The sequence below is a fragment of the Campylobacter concisus genome (assembly GCF_003049065.1).
In the GTDB taxonomy this organism is placed as follows: domain Bacteria; phylum Campylobacterota; class Campylobacteria; order Campylobacterales; family Campylobacteraceae; genus Campylobacter_A; species Campylobacter_A concisus_BE.
In genome coordinates, this window is sequence record NZ_PISC01000001.1 from 150546 (window position 1) to 171349 (window position 20804).

24 protein-coding genes are annotated in these 20804 nt (G+C 40.0%); 13 read left to right on the top strand and 11 right to left on the bottom strand.

The genetic code is table 11. The features are described 5' to 3' along the window. Window positions 1-38 precede the first annotated feature (38 nt). Genes upp through CVS81_RS00755 form a run of 4 tightly spaced genes read left to right on the top strand, consistent with a single transcriptional unit; the run spans window position 39 to window position 2130 of the window. Window positions 39-665, top strand: coding sequence for a uracil phosphoribosyltransferase (upp, locus tag CVS81_RS00740; RefSeq protein WP_004317747.1), 627 nt, complete (start codon window positions 39-41; stop codon window positions 663-665). Window positions 666-674: 9 nt separating this feature from the next. Next, window positions 675-1181 carry a ribonuclease domain-containing protein gene (locus CVS81_RS00745; protein ID WP_021084510.1) on the top strand — a complete coding sequence of 169 codons (507 nt, stop codon included), beginning with the start codon at window positions 675-677 and terminating at the stop codon, window positions 1179-1181. Continuing rightward, window positions 1178-1450 (top strand): barstar family protein, encoded by a 273-nt coding sequence (locus CVS81_RS00750; protein ID WP_107964763.1) that lies wholly within the window; start codon window positions 1178-1180, stop codon window positions 1448-1450. Before CVS81_RS00745 ends, CVS81_RS00750 begins: the two co-directional genes overlap by 4 nt. Continuing rightward, window positions 1447-2130: an MqnA/MqnD/SBP family protein gene (locus CVS81_RS00755; RefSeq protein WP_107964764.1), complete on the top strand. Its 684-nt coding sequence runs from the start codon at window positions 1447-1449 to the stop codon at window positions 2128-2130. Before CVS81_RS00750 ends, CVS81_RS00755 begins: the two co-directional genes overlap by 4 nt. A 233-nt stretch (window positions 2131-2363) precedes the next feature. Here the strand turns inward: CVS81_RS00755 and cooS are convergent, their stop codons facing one another. Further along, window positions 2364-4403: an anaerobic carbon-monoxide dehydrogenase catalytic subunit gene (gene cooS / locus CVS81_RS00760; protein WP_107964765.1), complete on the bottom strand. Its 2040-nt coding sequence runs from the start codon at window positions 4401-4403 to the stop codon at window positions 2364-2366. Window positions 4404-4556: 153 nt separating this feature from the next. On the opposite strand from cooS, the gene CVS81_RS00765 reads away from it, so the two are divergent. From CVS81_RS00765 to CVS81_RS00780, 4 genes are all read left to right on the top strand, one after another. After that, window positions 4557-5474, top strand: a complete 918-nt coding sequence (locus CVS81_RS00765) for an ABC transporter substrate-binding protein (RefSeq protein WP_107964766.1) — start codon at window positions 4557-4559, stop codon at window positions 5472-5474. Then, window positions 5471-6196, top strand: coding sequence for an ABC transporter permease (locus tag CVS81_RS00770; protein ID WP_107964767.1), 726 nt, complete (start codon window positions 5471-5473; stop codon window positions 6194-6196). Before CVS81_RS00765 ends, CVS81_RS00770 begins: the two co-directional genes overlap by 4 nt. Further along, entirely contained in the window at window positions 6193-6936 is a 744-nt protein-coding gene (locus tag CVS81_RS00775) for an ABC transporter ATP-binding protein (protein ID WP_012140336.1), read from the top strand. Before CVS81_RS00770 ends, CVS81_RS00775 begins: the two co-directional genes overlap by 4 nt. 205 nt (window positions 6937-7141) lie before the next feature. Beyond that, window positions 7142-8977, top strand: a complete 1836-nt coding sequence (locus tag CVS81_RS00780) for an aryl-sulfate sulfotransferase (protein WP_103621051.1) — start codon at window positions 7142-7144, stop codon at window positions 8975-8977. A 37-nt stretch (window positions 8978-9014) separates the two neighbouring features. Here the strand turns inward: CVS81_RS00780 and CVS81_RS00785 are convergent, their stop codons facing one another. Genes CVS81_RS00785 through gatC form a run of 10 tightly spaced genes read right to left on the bottom strand, consistent with a single transcriptional unit; the run spans window position 9015 to window position 17147 of the window. Beyond that, complete coding sequence (locus tag CVS81_RS00785; protein WP_107964768.1) at window positions 9015-9626, bottom strand: hypothetical protein; 612 nt, start codon at window positions 9624-9626, stop codon at window positions 9015-9017. A gap of 31 nt (window positions 9627-9657) precedes the next feature. After that, window positions 9658-10446, bottom strand: coding sequence for a shikimate dehydrogenase (locus CVS81_RS00790; RefSeq protein WP_107964769.1), 789 nt, complete (start codon window positions 10444-10446; stop codon window positions 9658-9660). Beyond that, on the bottom strand, window positions 10443-11336 hold the full coding sequence (locus CVS81_RS00795) for an SPOR domain-containing protein (RefSeq protein ID WP_107964770.1): 894 nt from the start codon (window positions 11334-11336) through the stop codon (window positions 10443-10445). The genes CVS81_RS00790 and CVS81_RS00795 overlap by 4 nt, the downstream gene beginning before the upstream one ends. A 9-nt stretch (window positions 11337-11345) precedes the next feature. Beyond that, window positions 11346-11888 (bottom strand): DUF1882 domain-containing protein, encoded by a 543-nt coding sequence (locus CVS81_RS00800; protein ID WP_002941307.1) that lies wholly within the window; start codon window positions 11886-11888, stop codon window positions 11346-11348. Continuing rightward, window positions 11888-13132 carry a serine hydroxymethyltransferase gene (locus tag CVS81_RS00805; RefSeq protein WP_107964771.1) on the bottom strand — a complete coding sequence of 415 codons (1245 nt, stop codon included), beginning with the start codon at window positions 13130-13132 and terminating at the stop codon, window positions 11888-11890. Before CVS81_RS00805 ends, CVS81_RS00800 begins: the two co-directional genes overlap by 1 nt. Beyond that, a complete protein-coding gene (gene lysS / locus CVS81_RS00810) occupies window positions 13129-14637 on the bottom strand; it encodes a lysine--tRNA ligase (RefSeq protein WP_223154912.1) in 1509 nt (502 codons plus the stop codon). Before lysS ends, CVS81_RS00805 begins: the two co-directional genes overlap by 4 nt. Before the next feature lie 4 nt (window positions 14638-14641). After that, the gene (locus CVS81_RS00815) at window positions 14642-15109 is read right to left on the bottom strand and encodes a Fur family transcriptional regulator (protein ID WP_107964772.1); all 468 of its coding nucleotides are present in this window, start codon (window positions 15107-15109) and stop codon (window positions 14642-14644) included. Further along, entirely contained in the window at window positions 15106-15723 is a 618-nt protein-coding gene (locus CVS81_RS00820) for a CvpA family protein (RefSeq protein ID WP_107964885.1), read from the bottom strand. Before CVS81_RS00820 ends, CVS81_RS00815 begins: the two co-directional genes overlap by 4 nt. Beyond that, a complete protein-coding gene (locus tag CVS81_RS00825; protein WP_107964773.1) occupies window positions 15723-16856 on the bottom strand; it encodes a type IV pilus twitching motility protein PilT in 1134 nt (377 codons plus the stop codon). The genes CVS81_RS00820 and CVS81_RS00825 overlap by 1 nt, the downstream gene beginning before the upstream one ends. Window positions 16857-16859: 3 nt before the next feature. Beyond that, window positions 16860-17147, bottom strand: a complete 288-nt coding sequence (gene gatC / locus CVS81_RS00830) for an Asp-tRNA(Asn)/Glu-tRNA(Gln) amidotransferase subunit GatC (RefSeq protein ID WP_021085025.1) — start codon at window positions 17145-17147, stop codon at window positions 16860-16862. A 124-nt stretch (window positions 17148-17271) separates the two neighbouring features. On the opposite strand from gatC, the gene CVS81_RS00835 reads away from it, so the two are divergent. The 5 genes from CVS81_RS00835 to hisG are packed head-to-tail and all read left to right on the top strand — an operon-like array spanning window position 17272 to window position 20398. Further along, window positions 17272-17835 carry a hypothetical protein gene (locus CVS81_RS00835; protein ID WP_103569663.1) on the top strand — a complete coding sequence of 188 codons (564 nt, stop codon included), beginning with the start codon at window positions 17272-17274 and terminating at the stop codon, window positions 17833-17835. Next, on the top strand, window positions 17835-18842 hold the full coding sequence (locus CVS81_RS00840; protein WP_107964774.1) for an L-seryl-tRNA selenium transferase: 1008 nt from the start codon (window positions 17835-17837) through the stop codon (window positions 18840-18842). Before CVS81_RS00835 ends, CVS81_RS00840 begins: the two co-directional genes overlap by 1 nt. Continuing rightward, window positions 18839-19171, top strand: a complete 333-nt coding sequence (locus CVS81_RS00845) for a hypothetical protein (protein ID WP_012140325.1) — start codon at window positions 18839-18841, stop codon at window positions 19169-19171. The genes CVS81_RS00840 and CVS81_RS00845 overlap by 4 nt, the downstream gene beginning before the upstream one ends. Continuing rightward, window positions 19158-19787: a type III pantothenate kinase gene (locus tag CVS81_RS00850; RefSeq protein ID WP_021087426.1), complete on the top strand. Its 630-nt coding sequence runs from the start codon at window positions 19158-19160 to the stop codon at window positions 19785-19787. Before CVS81_RS00845 ends, CVS81_RS00850 begins: the two co-directional genes overlap by 14 nt. Next, entirely contained in the window at window positions 19784-20398 is a 615-nt protein-coding gene (hisG, locus tag CVS81_RS00855; protein WP_012140323.1) for an ATP phosphoribosyltransferase, read from the top strand. Before CVS81_RS00850 ends, hisG begins: the two co-directional genes overlap by 4 nt. Window positions 20399-20804: the final 406 nt, after the last annotated feature.

The following is a 20804-nucleotide window of genomic DNA, read 5'->3' on the forward strand; positions in this document are numbered from 1 at the left end:
GACAAACCTTGTAAAAACAGTAAATTTAAGGACAAAAAATGCAAAACGTGAAGCTCATCTCACACCCATTGATCGAGCATAAATTAACAATCTTACGTGATAAAAACACCCAGCCTTTTCAGTTTCGCATGCTAGTTGATGAGATCAGTTACCTTATGATCTTTGAGGCGACTAGAAATTTAAAGGTAAAAGATGTCAAAGTCCAAACACCAGTTGCGGTGGCAGACGCAAAGAGGCTAACTACAAAGGTGATGATATGCCCTATCTTAAGGGCTGCTCTTGGCATGCTTGATAGCGTCTTTACCATCATACCAGATGCGAGCGTTGGCTTTTTGGGCTTTCAGCGAAACGAAGAGACAGCGCAGGCTGAGTTTTTCTACGCAAAGCTTCCAAAAGACGCAAAAGAGCGCATGGCGATCATCATAGATCCTATGTTTGCAACTGGTGGCACGGCGATAGACGCGGTTAAGTTTTTGCGTGAAAAGGGCGTTAAAGAGATCAAATTTATCTCTATCATCGCCGCACCTGAGGGGCTAAAGAGATTTAGTGAAATTTACCCAGACGTTGAGGTCTATACGGCATCGATCGATGAGAAACTAAATGAGAAAAACTACATCGTTCCAGGTCTTGGTGACGCTGGCGATAGAGTTTTTAACACTCTTTAAGGGCTAAATTTGAACAAAAGACTTTTGCCAGCTCTAGTTGCCTTTGTAATAGCTATCATCATCGGTACTTTCTTTTTTTCAAAAGAGGGTGGCGAGGCAAACAAAAACGCTCAAATTTTACTTGAGCAGCTAAACAAAGAGGGGCAAAAGAGCCAGAGCCTCGCAGAAAATGGCTCATACACCTCAAAAGATGAGGTCGCACTTTATATCTATAAATTTAACAAGCTACCAAAGAATTTCATAACTAAAAAAGAGGCAATGGCTCTTGGCTGGGACGCAAAAAGCGGAAATTTATGGCAGATAAGCGGCGGCAAAAGTATCGGCGGGGATAGATTTTCAAACAGAGAAAAGAGGCTGCCTGAGGCTGATGGTAGAAAGTGGTTTGAGTGCGATGTGAATTATAATGGCGGCAGGCGCGGCGCTGAGAGAATTTTATATTCAAACGACGGGCTTATCTACTACACGCCCGATCACTACGAGCATTTTTACCTGCTTTATGAGAAGAGGATGCAATGAAAAGCGTGAGCCTAGATGCAAAAAAGATGGTCGAAAAAGAGAATATGCATGAGTATTTTGCGAAGAAATTTGACCTGCCAGAGTACTACGGCAAAAATTTAGACGCGCTCTTTGACTGCCTTTGCGAGGTAAATGAGCCAACGCTTATAAAGCTAAAAAACGAAAATGCTTTAGATAGTGCCACAAAAGAGAGCTTAATCCAGCTATTTCGCGACGTTTGCAACGAAAACGCGCTAGTTAAATTTGAGCTTGTAAAAGATGAAAAATGATATTTGGAAAGATTGATTATCTAAATTTACTCCCATTTCACGTATTTTTAAAATCAGCCCCACTAAGCTCTCAGATAAAAAAGGCGATCGAGTTTAAAAAAGGTGTGCCAAGCAAGCTAAATAGAGCCCTAAACACTAGAAAGATCGACGCTGCGGTTATCTCAAGCATAGCTAGCAAAAAGGCAAATTTAAAGAAGCTAAATTTTGGAATAGTCGCCAAAAAAGATGTCAAAAGCGTGCTTGTGCGCAAAAACTCAGATATGAAATTTGACCCAGCTTCAGCTAGCTCAAACGCCCTAGCCAAGGTGCTTAAGCTAAATGGCGAGGTGATCATAGGCGACAGGGCGCTAAAGGCATATTTAAGCGATGGCAAAGAGTGCTTTTACGACCTTGGTCAAATTTGGCACGAAAGGACAAATTTGCCATTTGTTTTTGGTAGATTTTCTTACGTAAAAAATGGCTCGTTTTACAAAAGGCTGGTCGCAAATTTTTTGCAAAAAAATGTAAAAATCCCAAATTATATATTAGCCCAGTATGCCAAAAGCCGTGATATAAGCGAGCAAGATATCAAGTGGTATCTTAAATTTATAAGCTACAAGATCGGTCCAAAAGAGCAAAAATCACTCCGAAAATTTTTTAAAGAACATAGATTTTTAAGGGAGGCTATATCGCAGGCTTAAATAAATCTAGCTGATTTAGCTCTTTTATTTTGTTTTAAATTTAGACTTTATATAAATGTTTAAAGTTGCGATACAAAAATCCATCTAGGATTAAGACTTAGCTTTATTTTTAGCAAAATCACAAAAGCATTTTAGAAGCAAAATTTCATCTTATTTTGATCACGTTTGATAAGATCTGCTCCGCCAAAGTGGCTTTTTGGAGCAGACTAAAGTGCTTAGCGTGTAAATTTATCTTACGCTCTCCAGCCAAGTTTTTCTCGTTTTGCTTTCATATCAGCTACGATATTTTCAGCAAGTGCGACAGGATCAAGATTTACTACCATTTTTGAGCCAAGGATCGGCAATGTACCATTTGCCATAAATTCTTCAACATTTTTTGAGCCTTGAACTGGGGCAAATACGCAGTGGTAAGATGAAATTCCAAGTAGTCTAAAGCCAAGTGCGGCATCTATGCCCTTTTCATTTGACCACTCAGGGCTTGAAAATGCGTATGGCAGGTCTTTGATATCAGTGCTTAAGTTTTGACTAAGCGCATTAAACATCGCTGAAGCCCTAGCGTTGTCCAAGCACTCGCCCATGTGCCAGATCGGCGGGATCTTATAAGGGGCTAAAAATTCTCTCAAGCTATCGCCGCAGTATTCAAGCGCATTTGCATTGCAAAGTCCTGTTTTTAGTAGCGGAAATGAGGCACAGCCGTTTGTCATTATTAGGACATTGTTTTTTAGAAGCGTTCTAGCTACGTTTACGACAGCTTTTTCATAAACTACGCGTGGGTTTGAGCAGCCGACTAAATTTACAAGTCCAAGGATCTTGCCCTCTTTTATCGCATCAGCGATAACCTGCGTTGAGCCAAAAATTTTATTTACATTTTCTAGTGAAAAGCCCATTTTAGCTTCGACTTCGTATTGCGGGATATGCACTGGTATGCCTTTTCTAGCTTCGTGGCTCTCAAGCGCTCTATATAAAATTTTCTCTGCGATCTCGTAAATTTCGCTCATATTTGAGTGATGATGATCAAAGCCGATGTGCTCAGCCCCAGGAAGCCTTGCAGAGTCGCTTGTAGTGATGACTGTCGTTTTGAAGCACCTTGCCACCTCCATAACGGTAGGATAGACATCTTGCACGTCAGCTAGCCAAAGATCAAGCGCCCCTGTGCCAACAACAAGCTCTGCACCAACTGCGTTTGAAAGCGGTATAACGCCGTCGTAGCGGTACATAGCCGAAAGTCCGTTACAGCAAACACCATAAAACTGAATGCCTAACGCACCCTTTTCTTTAGCTAAATTTTGAAATTTCTCACTCTTGCCAAGCTTAACGACGACACTTACTAAAAGTGGAGAGTGTCCGTGAAGAGCGATATTTACGTAGCCTTTTTTGATAGCGCCTAAATTTATCTTTGAGTCATTTAACTTTGGCAGACCAAATAGACAATCCATCGCAATAGACGTGCCAAGCGTGCTTGACCAAGCGTAAGCTAGGCCTGTGCGGAAAAACTGCTTCATTACATTTCTCCAGTCGCCATCTGTGCCGGTACTCGTTCTGTGAAGGCTCTCTGTAACCTCGTGATAGACGCCTATTGGCAAGATATCAAGCTTTTTCCACACCTCTTGGCGCTCTTTTGGAGCAAAGGTCTTTATAGCTTTGTGCTCTTGTGGCAAGGTGCGAGATAGATCTTCAAGCAAGATATCAGCGATCTGCGAGGCAAGCTCGTTTATGCTTTTGCTCTCATCAAGCCCAAAAGCCTTTGCGACTGCACGCACTTTCTCTTCGCCTTCTATTGGGATATTTAGCTTGCCAGTTGCTGCGTTTTTAAGAGCTAGCATGTTTTCTCTGCCTCTTGCACCGTGAGCCGCAGCACCGCCAGCTACGTGACGGAGTAAATTTCTAGCTACGATGACGTCCGCATCAGCACCGCACACGCCACGAGTTGCCTTTGATGTGATCTTACATGGCCCCATAAAGCAGATCTTACAGCAAATTCCAGCCATGCCAAAGGTGCATTGTGGCTTTTGCTTGTCAAATCTATCAAAAACAGTCTCGATCCCCATATCTTGCATTTTTAGGAGCATTTCGCTAACGGCTGGATCAGGTGTCTCTTCGATTACTTTTTGCTTATTTGGAAAGGTTTTTTTATAAAGTGAGATAGCGTTTGAGTAGTCTGTAAATTCTGCCTCGTCTTTGTAGTCATAAAAGCCTTTTTCATTTGGCTTAGCCTCTTTATCAAGTCCGTATTTCTGGATCTTGATGCCTAAAATTTCGTCGTTTGTTTGCATTTTTGCTCCTTATGCAAGTAAATTTTATCTTTTGGATAAGTCTTGGATTATATCATCAAAAATTTTCACAGAGATTGATTTGGGATAAATTTAGTGTAAATTTTAGCTTTGGCTACTATAATTACACACTTAAAATAAAATTCAGGAAAATTTATGACAAGGCGTTACGCTTTACAAATTTTAGGCTCTTTCTTGGCTCTTAGTAGCCAAAAAGCTCTAGCAAGCACTCCAAAGATCGGCGTAAAAATAGGCTTTGTGCCGATAAGCGATCATCTATGCATCATCGCTTCAAAGCTTTATAAAAGTGAAAATTTCATGATAGTGCCCATTAAATTTGCTAGCTGGGTTGATCTAGCTGAGGCGCTTAGGGCAGGGGCGATTGACGGGGCTTTTATGCTAGCTCCACTAGGTCTTATGCTAAGAGCAAATGGCGCAAAGATAAAGACCGTGCTATCAGCTCATAAAAATGGCTCAGCCCTTGTGGCTAGAAGCGACGTGGCCGGTCTTAAGCAGCTTGCTGGCAAAAAGATCGCTGTGCCTTCAAAATTTAGCATGCACTATTTTTTACTTGATACGATCTTAGAGCGTGAAAATATTAGCGCAGATATCACCGAGATGGCGCCACCTGAGATGCCTTTTGCGCTTCTTAGCCATCAGATAGACGCTTATATCGTGGCTGAGCCATTTGGGCAAATGGCGGTAAATTTTAAAGGCAGGGCTAAAAATTTACTCTTTTCAAAAGATATAAAGCCAAACCACATCTGCTGCACACTAAATTTTCAAGAAGAAATTCTCTCAAAGCCTTATTTTAACGAGCTTTTAGATGCTTTTAGAAAAGCAGCAAGCTTTATCACAAAAGATCACGAAAAAAGCGCACTTTTGGGCAATGAGATACTAGGTCAAAATGCAAATTTATTAAAGCTAGTGCTTGATAAAGAGATCGTAAGCTACGACGATCTAAGCCTAAAGGCAGAAGAGCTAGAGGAGCTAAAAGAATTTCTAATCAGCAAAAATTTAGGCAATCAAAAACTAGCAAATTTAGATATAAACTCATACTTGGAGCAAAGATGAAATACCTTTTTCAAATTCTCGTTTTAGCCCTAGCTTTGCTTATCTGGCAAGCTTTTAGTGGGGACTTAGTACCAAGCGTAAAAGAGGTAATAAGCGCATTTTTCGAGCTTGCAAAAAGTGGCAAACTGCTTCTTGGCGTCACTGACTCACTCATTAGATACGTCATAGGACTTCTCGTTGGCTCGTTTGTTGCGGTTTTGGTTGGACTTATATTTGGACTTTTTCCTAAATTTGCAAACGCATTTGAGCCACTTATCGGGCTTTTGCGTCCTATTTCGCCGATTGCTTGGATACCTTTGATAGTTCTTGCCTTTGGTATCGGAGATAAACCGACCATTTTCATCATCGCTTATGCGATATTTTTCCCTATGCTGCTTCTTACTATAAATGCCGTAAAAAGCGTGCCAAATGAGCTTGTTTTGGCGGCTCGTGGCTTTGGAGCTAGCAAAATGCAAATAATCACTGGCGTCATCATGCCAGCAAGCCTTTTTAGCATCATCTCAGGGCTAAAACTAGCAGCGAGCCTTGCTTGGATAAATTTAGTAGTTGGCGAGATGGTTGGAGCGCAAAGCGGGCTAGGATATCTCATAATAGACGCTAGAAACCAGCTTAGGATAGATAGCGTAATGGCGGTGATTTTTGTGATCGGCGTGATAGGTATCGTGATAAATTTCATCTTTTCGCTCATTGAAAGATACGCAGGGGAGAGGCTTGGACGATGATAAAGATAAAAAATTTAACCAAATCTTTTGGGGACGCTAAAATTTTAAAAGGGATAAATTTAGAGATAAAGCAGAATGAATTTTGCGTTTTGCTTGGCGGCAGTGGCTCTGGCAAGACGACACTTTTAAACATCCTAAGTGGCACGAGCGAGCTTAGTAGCGGTGAAATTTCAATGCAAAATAAAATTTATACAAAGAAAATTTCACTAGACAAATCGCGCCAGATCATCACTCAAACCTACTCGCTAATGCCGTGGCTAAGCGCAAAAGATAACATCAAATTTGCCCTAAAATGCTCTGGCATAAAGGATAAATTTGAACAAGAAAAGAGAGCTAGTAAATTTCTGGAGCTTGTTAGCCTTTCTCACAAGGCTGAGCTCTTCCCACACTCGCTAAGTGGCGGTCAAAAGCAGCGTGTCGCCATAGCAAGGGCACTTAGCTTAAGCCCTGAGGTGCTGTTTTTGGACGAGCCATTTTCTGCGCTTGATCCAATAACAAGGACAAATTTACAAAAAAGCTTAAAGCAGATGTCAAAGACTCAAACCACTATCTTTGTCACGCATGATATCGATGAGGCGCTATTTTTGGCTGATAAGATCGTGATCTTACACGATGGCGTGATCATAAAAGAGATAATCAATCCAAATTTTGGCGTGCATGATCTAAAGTATTTTGAGCTAAAAGCTAAGATCTTTGACCTTATAAATGGCGAAGATAACGAGGTTGAATACGCTATTTAATAAATTTTAAATATATTTTTAAATTTTAAGCTAGTATTAACTTTAGCGTGAAATTTATGTTATAAAGATTTACTACAATTACACACAAAGCAAATCATTTTTGTTATTCCTTTTACTGATTTAAGCCTTGGTTTTTGCCAAGGCTTTTTCTAAATTTTATAAGCTTTATGAGTAGAGTTTATAAAATTTATCTAAAGGAGATGTTATGAAAAAGACTTTGAGTTGTGTTGCACTAGCCTCTGTGCTTTGCTCGAGCGCTTTTGCGATAGGCGGTCCAAGCGGAGCTAAACTTGACTACGCTATCACTGGGCAGATCGGCGAAGTAGTGGTAAATCCATACGATACTGCCCCACTTACAGCAGTCATAAAAAATGGTGGCTACACACTAAGCAACGCTAAGGTCACTATCGTGCCAAAGCAAGGCGGTCAGGTGATAAGCTACAAAGTGGCTGACAAGCATCTTCGCACACATGGCGGCATCCCAGTTTTTGGCATGTATCCTGACTATCAAAACACCGTTGAGGTCGAGTACGACAAGAGCTACAAGGGCAAGACCGAGCATATAAAAGAGAGCTATAAAATTTACGCCCCAGCTATCTACCTAGAGAGCGCTGGCACGCCAAATCAAAAGGGCGCGCTATTTGACAAGATCGAGGTTACTAAGCCAGCAAGCGCTAAATTTGCAAACCGCCTCTACTATGTAAATAACTTTGTAAATAAAACAGGCAAGGGCACAAAAGTCGTTTGGAACAACCCAGCTGGCGGTGCGATCGAGTGGAACTACAGCCCAAATAACTTCATCCTTGATACAAAAGGCGAGGTTAGATGGTATCTTGAGCCAAGTAAAATTTACGATCTTAAACAGCCATTTCACGCTGGCGTTATGATGGGCTTTAAGCAAAATGACGATGGTGCGATGACTTGGGGATACGGTCAAAGATATGCAAAATACGACATCATGGGTAGAGAAATTTTCAACCGCGAGCTACCAGCTAGCTACAACGACTTCTCTCACTCAATGGACGTAGCACAAAATGGACACTACTTCTTGCGTGTGGCAAATGCCGACTACAAAAGGGCTGATGGCAAAAACGTAAGAACAGTGCGCGACGTCATCGTTGAGCTTGACCGCGACGGCAACGTAGTTGATGACTTTAGACTATATGAGATCCTTGATCCTTACCGCGATATCGTGCTAAAAACACTTGATCAAGGCGCAGTTTGCTTAAATATAGACGCTAAGAAAGCAGGCCATACTGCAAGCTCTGATGAGCTTCAGTCTATGGATACGCATGATAAATGGGGCGACATAGTAGGAGCAGGTCCAGGACGCAACTGGGCGCACGTAAATAGCGTGGATTATGACCCAAGCGATGATAGCATCATCATCTCAAGCCGCCACCAAGACGCAGTTATAAAGATCGGCCGTGACAAACAAGTAAAATGGATCATGGGCGCTCACAAGGGCTGGAGCGATAAATTTAAAGATAAGCTTCTTCAGCCAGTTGATAGCAAAGGCAACAAGATCATCTGCGAAGATGAGTACTCAAAATGCCCAGGATACGAGAGCGACAAAGGTGGCTTTGACTGGCAATGGACGCAGCACACAGCATTTAGGATAGATAGCAAGTCTAAAAAAGGCGAAATTTATCTAAGTGTCTTTGACAACGGCGACACAAGGGGCATGGAGCAACCAGCCATCGCTGGCATGAAGTACTCTCGTGCGGTCGTTTATAAGATCGATGAGAACAAAAAGACCGTTGAGCAGATCTGGGAGTACGGCAAAGAGCGCGGCAAAGAGTGGTATAGCTCGGTTACTAGCCTTACGCAGTATCAAGATGACCTTGATAGCGTGATGGTCTATTCAGCTGTTGCTGGCATGCAGTTTGACATCGCAAAAGGTCGCCCAGTAGGACTTCCTAGCCCACACATCGATGAGTTTGAGTGGGGCGCAAAAGAGCCTAGCATCGAGATAAAGATGACAAATGCTATGGGCTATCAAGCGTTTCCATTTAGCTTGCAAAAAGCGTTTGAGAAATAAATTTTTTTTCCTCCTTTGCTTCGGCAAGGGAGGGCTTTTAGTTTTGCTTGATTTTAAAATTTATTTGCTCTTTTAAAACAACCTTTGCATTTTTCTCTCTTTTGCAAAACTCTAGAAAATTTAATCCATTTTTTATATCGTCATTTAGTCCGATGCAGCCAAAGCCCTTCTCATCATGTGGATAAAGCGCTAAATTTAGGCTTGGAAAGATAAAAAAGCACCACTCGTTTAAGGAGTATGTATAAAGCATAAGTAGTTTAGCTAGATCTTTGATCTCATCAAATTTTAAAGTGTCTATCCTAAGGCAGATGGCAGGCAGCAAAATTTCACTATTTATATCAAGATCAAAGTGCTCATTTGGCTCTTGTAAGATGCCTAGCTTTTTAAATTTATCGTGCAAAGTTTTTATTTCAAGCGTTTCATCGCTCAAGTTAGTATCGTCGTAGTTTAAGGCGCTTATGACAAATGCTTCATTTTTAAATTTATTAAAATATTTATCAAATAGCTTTAGTGCGGTATCTACGCCAGAAGCCCAGTTTTCATCCTCTATCTCAAAAAAGCCGATCCAGTTTTTAGAGTGGCTAAAGGAGTTAAAATTTATATCGCTAAGCTTTAGGGCATTATTTATCAAGCTTGATGATTTATCCATTTTGATTTTAAACGATGTGGTCTTGCGAGCTTTATAAACTAAGAGCCTCTCGCATAGAAATTTCTATCTTTTTCTCATCGAGGCTGCCATTATAAAATAAATTTAATGCTAAAACCGCTTGATACAAGAGCATATCAGCTCCGTCTTTGCATGCTAAATTTTGGTTTTTTGCCTCTTTTAAAAATGGCGTTTGCTTGCCGTAAATAACATCAAATGCAAATTTAGCGCTTTTTAAAATGCCATCTAAAATCTCTTTTGGTGCTGGCAAAAGGTCATCTTTTAGCCCTGCTGAGGTTGAATTTATCACTAGATCAAATTTGTGCTCTTTATAGTCATCCCAGCTAAAGCACTCATAGTGATCTTTAAATTTATCAAGTCTTGCCTTGCTTCTATTTAGTATGCAAACATCTATGTTTTGCGATCTAAGTGCGTAGGCTAGGGCATTTGCGGTGCCTCCAGCTCCAAGGATGATGGCGCTTTTTGCCTCTTTGAAATTTGCTATCGCTTTTAAAAAGCCAGGTGCGTCGGTGTTGTAGGCATAAATTTTCTCATTTTTTAGCACCAAGGTGTTTGCAGAGCCTATTTTACGTGCTGCCTCTGAGGCCTCATCGGCTAAATTTAGAGCAAATTCTTTGTGTGGGAGCGTGACATTTGCGCCGTTTAGTTTTAGGGATTTAAATTTATTGATTAGCTCATTGCCATCTTTTAGCAAAACCCTAGTATATAGGGCATCAAGAGCTAGATCGGCAATGGCTTTGTTGTGTAGTCTTGGAGATACCGAGTGAGCTATCGGATCTCCAAAAACTGCGAAGGTTTTCATTTTGTTCTAAAGACAAAAGCGTCTTTATTGACATCTTTTCTTATGTCATTTACAGCTTTTTGTAGCCCTTTTTCATCAAATGGACCAACTAAAATTTTAGTTAGCTCACCAGCTTTTATAGTTTTGTAGCTATATCCTTTGGCTGCTATTTTTTTCATATAGTCGGCATTTGGGTTAAATTTGCTAGTTGCAAATACTTGTACATAAGAGCCTTTTGCGACGCTCTCGGCTTTTGCTGGAGCTTCAGCTTTTTTCTCTACTTTTTCTACTTTTGCAGGAGCTTCAGCCTTTTTTTCTACCTTAGTTTCAGGTTTTTTCTCAGCTTTAGTTTCAGCTTTCTTCTCGGTTTTTGCCTCAGTTTTGGCTGGCTTTGCTTCAGCTTTTTTCTCTGCTTTAGCTTCGCTTTTTGTTTCAGCTTTTTTAGCTGGAGCTTCTACCTTTGCCTCAGCTTTTTTAGGTGCTTCAGCTGGATGCTCGACAGCTTTTACTATCTCTTTTGGCTCTTCAGTTTTAGGAGCTGATTTTGCACCTTCTTTATCTTTTAGCTTTTTGATCATATCTTCAAAATCATCTTGCTGCTTATTTTCAGGCACGATTGGTACTTGCTCGAAAAGCTGAGTATCGCCTTTTTTAACATCTGAATTTGTATCTTGTGCAGGCACCTGTGTATCGACTGGCTGCTCTGCTGGCACTGGAGGCAGAACTAGTCTTGAGTCAGCTTCGTTTTGTGCTTGTGTTGAGTCGCCTGAGTTTATAAGCTTCATGGCTACGATGATGATTAAAAAAAGTATAACAAGAGCTGCTATAAACATAAGAAGTTTCTTTAGTTTTGCGCCCTTTGCCTCATCATCCTTTTCTAAAAGTATATCTTTTAACTCTTCGTTTTCCATTATCTCTCCTTACATATATTTTGACCAACTTGCCCCACGCTCTTTTTGATAGAGGTTATATGGCAAAGTTAGGATGTTAAATTCTTTTGGCATATCTTGATTTGGGAACATTCTCCACTCTTTTGCCAACTTTTGTGAGAGCTTTGCGCTTAGCATATTTGCAAGCGTGCAAGCTTCATTTAGCGTAGTGTGACCTTTATGCACATAAAGGTGTAAATGTCCTGGCGTCTTGGTCTCGTAGGCTGTGAAATTTATAAAGCCTTCTTCTCTTAAAAGAAGCTGCGCTCTATGCCAAAATCTATCTGGAGTTCTGCCATTGTAGTCAAAGACTATATTTTCGACCTTGTCACTTGCATTGATTAGCGAGTGGGCGATTATAGCTTTGCCCTCCTCATGCTCTTTCATGACACTATAAGTTAGTGGTTCGTTGATCTTTTCAAATTTATCAAAGAAAATTTTGCCCTTGTACTCTATCTTATTGACGATCGTGTCACGTTTGATGTAGTAGTGAGTCGTTATTATCTTTATAAGAGATGTATCAATACTTTGCATCAATATGTCGCTTTATCGTAGATTATAAATTTATGAGCAAGATCGACTAGTTCGGCTTTTATCTTCTCTTGCAAAGAGGTGTTGTTGATGTCGCTTAGCACGTCGGCTATCTTGTTTGCTATTAGCTCAAACTCAGCCTCTTTCATACCACGAGCTGTAAGGGCTGGGCTGCCTACACGTATGCCGCTTGTGATAAACGGACTTCTTGTCTCGCCTGGAACTGTGTTTTTATTTACAGTTATGCCAGCGTTTCCAAGAGCGATGTCAGCGTCTTTTCCGCTAAATTCGCGGTTTAGAAAGCTCATTAGGATTAGGTGGTTATCAGTGCCGCCACTTACTAGATCAAAGGCTCTGCTTATTAGCACTTCGCCAAGTTTTTTAGCGTTTGCTTTTACTTGTTTAGCGTAAATTTTCCACTCAGGGCTAAGGTTGTGCTTAAAGCCAACTGCCTTTGCAGCGATGACATGAACTAGTGGTCCGCCTTGGATGCCTGGGAAGATAGAAGAGTTTATCTTTTTAGCGTACTCTTCGTTGTTTGTCATGATGATGCCGCCTCTTGGGCCTCTTAGAGTTTTATGCGTAGTTGAGCTTACGACGTCGCAGTGAGGGAAAGGATTTTGATGCTCGCCAGCTACTACAAGACCAGCGATGTGAGCAACGTCTGCAAAGAGTATCGCGCCAACAGCATCAGCTATCTCTCTAAATTTCTTAAACTCGATCTCTCTTGTATATGCGCTAGCACCACAAACGATCATTTTTGGTTTTACTATCTTTGCGATATCCATTACTCTATCGTAGTTTATGCGACCATCAAGCTCTACGCCATAAAAGAAGCTCTCATACATCTTGCCAGAGCTACTTACCTTTGCGCCGTGAGTTAGGTGTCCGCCGTGGCTTAGATCCATGCCTAAAATTTTATCGCCTGGATTAAGCAAAGCACCATAAACGCCTTGGTTTGCCTGAGAGCCTGAGTTTGGCTGAACGTTTGCAAATTCGCATCCAAAGAGCTCTTTACATCTATCGATCGCGATTTGCTCGATCTCATCGACAAATTCACAGCCACCATAATACCTCTTACCAGGGTAGCCCTCAGCGTATTTGTTTGTTAGGATTGAGCCCATCACCTCCATAACATCTGGATAAGTGAAATTTTCACTAGCGATCATTTCTAGGTGGTCGCACTGGCGTTTTAGCTCTAAATTTACTAGGTCAAAAATTTCTTTATCGTAGCTTTGCAAACTCATTTTTCATTCTCCTTTGTCTCAGTTTTTAGTGGTCTCATCGCTGGGAAGAGAACAACGTCGCGGATTGATTTTTTATCTGTTAGAAGCATCACAAGTCTATCTATGCCTATGCCTTCTCCTGCAACTGGTGGCATGCCGTATCCTAGGGCTTTTACATAGTCTTCATCCATCTCGTGAGCCTCGTCATCGCCTGCGTTTTTAGCATCGATTTGCGCTTTAAAGCGGTTGTATTGATCGATTGGATCGTTTAGCTCGTTAAAGCCATTTGCTAGCTCACGACCAGCGATAAATAGCTCAAATCTCTCTGCTACATCAGGATTTGTGTCGCTTCTTCTTGAAAGTGGGCTAATAGAGATCGGATAGTCGATGACAAAAGTTGGGTGGATGAGCTTGCTCTCTACGTAGTTGTCAAAGAGTTCAGCCTGCAAGTGACCAAGGTCAAGCTTCTCGTTTGCTTCAAAGCCATCTGCTCTTAGTTTTGCTAAAATTTTAGCCTTATCGCTTACGATATCTTCAGCAAGTCCGCCTATCTCAACTAGGGCTTTTTTATAGCTTATGCGTTTAAATGGCTTGCTAAAGTCAATCTCCATGCCATCAAAATTTATCACTTTCTCCATGCCAAGTTTTTCTAAAATGACATTAAATAAATCCTCTGTGATGCCCATTAGATCGTGGTAGTTGTGATATGCCCAGTAAAACTCTATGCTTGTAAATTCAGGGTTGTGGGTTAGATCCATACCCTCGTTTCTGAAGTTTCTATTCATCTCATAAACAGCTTCAAAACCGCCAACTACAAGGCGTTTTAGATATAGCTCGGGAGCGATCCTTAGGTATCTCTCAACTCCAAGGGCGTTGTGAAATGTCACAAATGGCTTTGCATTTGCGCCACCAGCTATTGGGTGCAGCATCGGAGTTTCAACCTCTAAAAAGCCCTTTTCTTCAAAAAATCTTCTAATCGTGCTAATGATAACTGAGCGCTTTTTAAAATCAGCCCTAACTTCAGGGTTCATTATCATATCAAGGTATCTTTGGCGGTATCTTGTCTCAACATCAACTAGCCCGTGGTACTTCTCTGGAAGCGGACTAATTGATTTTGTAGCTAAGCTAAGCTCATTTACGTGCATTGAAAATTCGCCAGTTTTTGTTATAAAAGCGTAGCCTCTAACATAGACGATATCGCCTATTTCTACATATTTTTTAACGATTTTAAACCACTCTGGATCAAGCGTCTTGTTGCTAAAGTAAATTTGTAAATTTCCATTTTCGTCTTCGATATTTGCAAAGACTGCTTTACCAGCGTCACGGATCAGCTTTATCCTGCCTGCAAGGCCAACTAGCTGCCCCTCTGCTTTTTTCTCTTCTGTATCTTTTATATAGTTAAATTTAAGTCTAAATTTAGAGATATTCATATCTCTTCTAAGAAAATGTGGATATGGATTTATACCTAAATTTCTAAGCTCATCTATGCTTTCTAATCTTTGAATTTCGTGTTGGTTGTCAAATATCACCTTACTTTCCCTTTATATTATTTTTTGAACATTTTTCGCAAATTCCATAAAGCTGCATCATGTGACCAGTTAGTTTAAAACCATGCTCTTTTGCGATGCTTATTTGCCTTTTTTCTATCATAGGATCTTCAAATTCTATGATAAGACCGCACTTTCTGCATATCATGTGGTCGTGGTGTGGCTTTGTGGCAAGCTCAAATTTCTTGCCTTGAGAGCCAAAGCTGATAGATGTTACCATCTCTGATTCTTCTAGTAAATTTAGCGTCCTATAAACAGTTGCGATGCCGATATTTAGCTCAGGATAGTTCTCTTTTATGAAAAGATATAGCCTCTCTGGCGTAAAGTGCTCGTCGTTGTTATAAAGCGTTTTTAGTAAAATTTCACGCTGTTTTGTATATTTTAAACCATTGTCGCGAAGAACTCTTTTAAATTTCTCAAGCAAGGCATCATATTCTAAATTTTCTATCATTTTTCTTCCCCTTTAGTGACGTTTGTATCGGTGTTTGTGCTCGCATTTGCATCCATTGAGATGAATGCATCACTCTTGTTTGTATCCTTTGGTCTTACTACCATCTCATCTAGCTCATTTTTGATGTTTTTCACATCGATATTTGTTATCCATCTACCAGTTCCAAGTAGGAGCGGATAGACCTTGCTATTTGTGAAGTATGGCTCGATCATTTTATTTAGCGAAGTGCCTGACATCACGGCAACGACTGCTGAAAATGTGAGGAAAATTTTGCCACTTCCCATGACAAATCCACCAAGTCTATCTAAAAAGCCAAGTCCGCTTACTGAAACTATCTTTGATAAAAATTTGCCAACTAGCAGACAAACTAGCCAAAAAACTAGCCAAAGTCCGATGAATGCGACAAATTGTAAAAATGAAGGATTTTCAAATTTATAGATATTTTTGCTTATGAAGCTCTCAGCTACATCTGAAAATCTACTAGCGACAACTAGACCGCCGATAAGTCCGATAAGTCCAAAAGTCTCTTTTATAAGCCCGTTTATTATGCCTTTTACACCAAGTATCAGGACAAGGGCGATGACGATAATGTCAAACCAAGTTACTAAATCCATCATACAGTTCCTATTAAATTTTGAAGTTCTTGTTGGCTAGTTGAGTAGGCTAGCGCGTTTTCTTTTGTGATCATGCCCTCTTTTAATGCTTTCATCAGTGCTTGAGTCTGCGTGCTCATACCGGTTTGTTGCTGATTTAGCTGCATTTGAGAGTAAATTTGATGCACTTTGTTTTCGCGTATCAAGTTTGAAATCGCCATATTATTTATCAAAATTTCATGCACAGCGCACCTTCCGCCGCCTATTTTTGGGATCAGACTTTGTGAGATGACGGCAGTTAGCGAAACGCTAAGCATATTTCTTACTTGAAGCTGCTCGCTTCCATCGAAGCTATCAACGATCCTATTTATAGTTTGTATGGCTGAGTTTGTGTGAAGCGTGCCAAAGACTAGGTGTCCAGTCTCAGCTGCTGTAATAGCCGTAGAGATCGTCTCTCTATCCCTCATCTCGCCTACAAGTATGATATCTGGGTCTTCACGAAGTGCAAATTTTAACGCCTTTGAGTAAGAGTGTGTATCGGTGCCGATATTTCTATGTGAAAATAGGGCTTTTTTGTTGTTATGCACAAACTCGACTGGGTCTTCAACGGTGATGATGTGCTTTCTATAATTTAAATTTATCTCATTAAGCATCGCTGCAAGCGTCGTTGACTTACCGCTGCCTGTTGGTCCAGTAACCAGGATAAGGCCTTTTTCTCGTTTGATGATATATTTAAAAATTTGTGGCGCATTTAGATCATCAAGCGAAGGGATGTCGATAGGTATGATACGAAAAGCTGCCGCTAGATCGCCATTCATCGTATAGTAGTAGTTGCCACGGAAGCGGCCGATATTTGGAAGTTCAATAGCGAAGTCAAGCTCTTTATTGTTTTCAAGTTCGCTTTTTTGGGCATCTGTGATTAGAGCGTAGCATAAATTTTCTATATCTTTGCCACTTAGCACGCCAAATTCAAGCGGCCTTAAAGTGCCATCTATCCTTATCTGAGGCTCAGACCTTGAGACTAGGTGGAGGTCACTGGCTTTATTGAAAACAACGGTTTTTAAAAGCGTTTGGATGTCACCAGAGAGATTGCTCTCTGATACTTTAGCTTGGGTATCCGAGCTTTGCGCTCTTAGTTGTTCGATTAGATCCATATTTTACTCTATGATCTTTGGCACGGCAAAGAAGTGTCCCTCGCGTGAAGGGGCGTGCTTTAAAATTTCATCGACAACGTCACTTAAATGTGGCTCATCTTCTCTTAATGGAGTGCCACCTTTTATAGAGCTAACTACGGCCTCATCGCTGCTTAGATCGAGCTCATTTAAAACATCGACAAAAGATACGATTTCACTTAATTGCTTCTTGATCTCTTCTCTTTTTTCATCATTAATTTGTAATGCTGAGAGTTTTTCTAGTTTATTTAAGAGAGTGTCGTCTATTTGCATTATTAAGCAACCTTTTAATTGATTTTGAGGCATTATATCACATTCAAGCTTTAATTTTGGGCTACTTTTAATTTAATTATGCTAAAATCTGCGAATTAAAATTTTTCAAAAGCAAGGAAAAACGTTGGCTATAAAAGAAGACTTAACCGAGATAAAAAAAGAGATCGACGCCCAGGAGCAGTTTCTTGAGAGTATGATCAAGGGAGAGCGTTTTTTTAGGAAATACAAAACTTTGCTGATCGTGCTATGCGTGGCAGCTATCGTCGCACTCATCGGATTTTACGCTAGTAAGGTTTTAAACGATAACAGAGTTGAGGAGGCAAATTTGGCCTATTCAAAGCTTATCTTAAATCCAAATGACGCAAATGCTTTAAGCGTTTTAAAAGAGAAAGAGCCAAACATGTATGCGCTTTTTTCACTTGGTCAAATGCTTGATAAAAACGATACAAAAGGCATTAGTGAGCTTGCAAATTTAAAAGTAAATCCAATCGTAAAAGATATCATCCTTTCACAAACTGGCGATGCAAATACTCAAATTTTAAGCGAATATAACGCACTTTTAAAAGGTTTTGAGCTTTTAAAACAAAATAAAATCAAAGAGGCAAATGTGGAATTTGACAAGATCGCACTTGACTCACAACTACAAACTTTAGTTAAAAATTTAAAACACTATCAGGGAATAAAATAATGAAAAAACTTACACTATTCTTGGCTTTTGCCTTGGCTTTAGTTCTAAGCGGATGCGGCACAAAAAGACAATATTTTGAGCCTGCGCAAACTTCTGGCGAGATATCTTTGTCAAAAGATCTTCCTTCTTACATCAAATCAGCAAATGCAAATGGCGCAACGCTTGATAATGGCAACATCATCACTAAAAATGGGCTAAATAAAAGCGTTACTTTGCCTGAAAATTTCAACTTCTTAAACGAAAACAACGGCTTTGTTATCTCAGCTAGCATAAATGGCGACTTAAACGTGACTGATCCTAGCGGCCACAGCGTTTATAGCGGTAAATTTCCAACTGCGATCGTAGCAGCCTCACTTGATCAAAACCAACTTGCAGCCATCAGCGCATCAAACCACATCTATCTAATCGATATCAACACAGCTACGACACTAATGGAGTATAGCTCATCTGAAATCGCAGCGGTTGACTCAAGAGTTGTGGCGCCTTACTTTATGAGCTCGCTCATCGTTTATCCAGCACTTGATGGTAAAATTTACATCGTGCAAAAAGAGACTGGTAGAATTTTACGCGACGTTGTCGTAAGCTCTGAAAATTTCTTTAACAACATCATATTTTTAGGCGTTGAGGGCGATAACCTAATCGCAGCAACAGCCAAAAAACTAATCGTCATCAACCCAAACCAAACAGTTTATTATGACGGTGAGATCAAAGACGTGCTAGTTCATAACGATGAAATTTACATCTTCAAAAAAGATGGCACGATAGTAAGAACAGACCTCATGCTAAAAGAGCAAAACAAGGTAAATTTCAAATTTGCTATCTTCTCAGCGGCTACTATCATCAACAATAAGCTCTATGTCATCGAAAAAACAGGCTATGTTATAAAGACAAATTTAGATCTTAGCGGAGCTGAAATTTATGAATTTATTGATGAGATAAAAGATAAAAGCTTCATGGGAAATGGCGCATTTTACTACGATAACGAATATGTTAATCTAGGGCAATGAACCAAAAAATTTGGGAGCTTTTTGAAGCTAAAAAGATCTTGCTAAGAGATCTAAAAAGGCTTGATCTTAGCGAATTTACCAAGAAACGCTCGCTTGAGGCGTTTTTTGGTGTCGATACAAAAAATTTCTACGAGATCGTTTTTTTAAGAAGTGCAAAGAGCAGGCTTTTGCTTAAAGAAGCCAGCGAGATAAATGAAATTTGCACTAAATTTGAAGAGAAATTTCAAACCAAGATCAAAAAACGTGTGATCTTTTACAACTCTCAAATTTGCTCAAAATCCCTAAACTACTTCAAAGAAGAAGGCTGGAGCTGTTATGATTTTGTGTGATATCGGCAACACCAACGCCTCTTTTTTACAAAATGGCAAGATCACACACATAAAAGTTAGTGAATTTAAAAACTATAAGCCAGACGAAAAGGTCTATTTTATCTGTGTAAATGAAGAAATTTTGCGGATGATAGATAAGGACGAAATGTTTGTAAATTTAGAGCCTTACTTTGAGATAGACACGATCTATCAAGGTCTTGGAGTAGATAGAAAAGCGGGTTGTTATATGATAAATGATGGCGTTATAGTAGATGCTGGAAGTGCTATCACCGTTGATATAATGGCAAACTCACTTCATCTTGGCGGCTACATCTTGCCAGGCATCGCAACTATGTTAAATGCCTATAAAAGCATCTCGCCACGCCTTGATGTGACACTAAATTCGCAAATTGACATTGATGCGTTGCCTCAAAAGACGAGCGATGCTGTGAGCTATGGCATCATAAAGCCCATTATCACGCTCATTTCAAAGTTAGCAGGCAGCAAAAAGGTCTATTTTACTGGCGGAGATGGTGACTTTTTATCTAAATTTTTTAAAAATGCCATTTGCGACAAGATGCTGATCTTTCGCGCCATGCAAAAAATAATCGATGAGAAAAAGGAAATTTTAAAATGATAACAGTAGCCTTGCCAAAGGGCAGGATCGCAGAAGATACGCTTGAAATTTTTAGAAAAATTTTTGGTTCGAGCTTTATGTTTGAGGATAGAAAACTCATCCTTGAAGAGGGGAATTTTAGATTTTTAATGGTTCGCAACCAAGACATACCAACTTACGTCACTGAAGGCGCTGCAGATATCGGCGTGGTCGGCCTTGACGTACTTGAAGAGCATAAGCCAAATGTAGTGAGGCTGCTTGATCTACAAATAGGCAAGTGCAAGGTCTGCATCGGCATAAAAAACGAAGAGGAGCTTGACTTTTCAAGGTCTGAGCTAAAGATCGCTACTAAGATGCCAAATATCACGCGAAACTACTTTGCAAAGCTTGCCGTTGGCGTCAAGATCATCAAGCTTTATGGCTCGATCGAGCTAGCACCACTTGTTGGGCTAAGCGACGCGATCGTCGATGTGGTAGAGACTGGCTCAACCATGAAGCAAAATGGACTAAAAGTGGCTGGCGACATCATGCAAAGCTCAGCCTATCTAATCGCAAATAAAAATAGTTTTATCATCAAAAAAGATGAAATTTTGGAGCTTTATCAAAAGATAAAAGATGAAATTTCAAAGTAAAATTTGAAATTTTGGCTTCTAAATTTAAAAACGCCTAAATTTATCTACTTTGAAGCTAGTAAATTTAACTGAAATGTTAAATTTATGCCGCTAGCTTTATCCAAATTTTAAAAACTTTGCTACTAAAATTTAAGCTAAGTAAGATAGGGCAAAAGCCGTAGCCGCCACTAAATTTAAAAGTTAAATCTGAATGTATTTTGTTGTGCGAAAATATGTTTTTCGGTTAGGCTTATGAGCTGGCATGATCAATTTTATTTCGAAACCAAATTTGATATAGGTAGAGCCAGTTTAAATTTGAAAAACAGAGCTAGCTTTACAGAGGCTGTTTAAAAAACAAAATGCTTAAATTTTAAAATCTATTTTTAAAAGACTTTGCTATTAAAATTTAGGCAAATCGAAAGTTGTA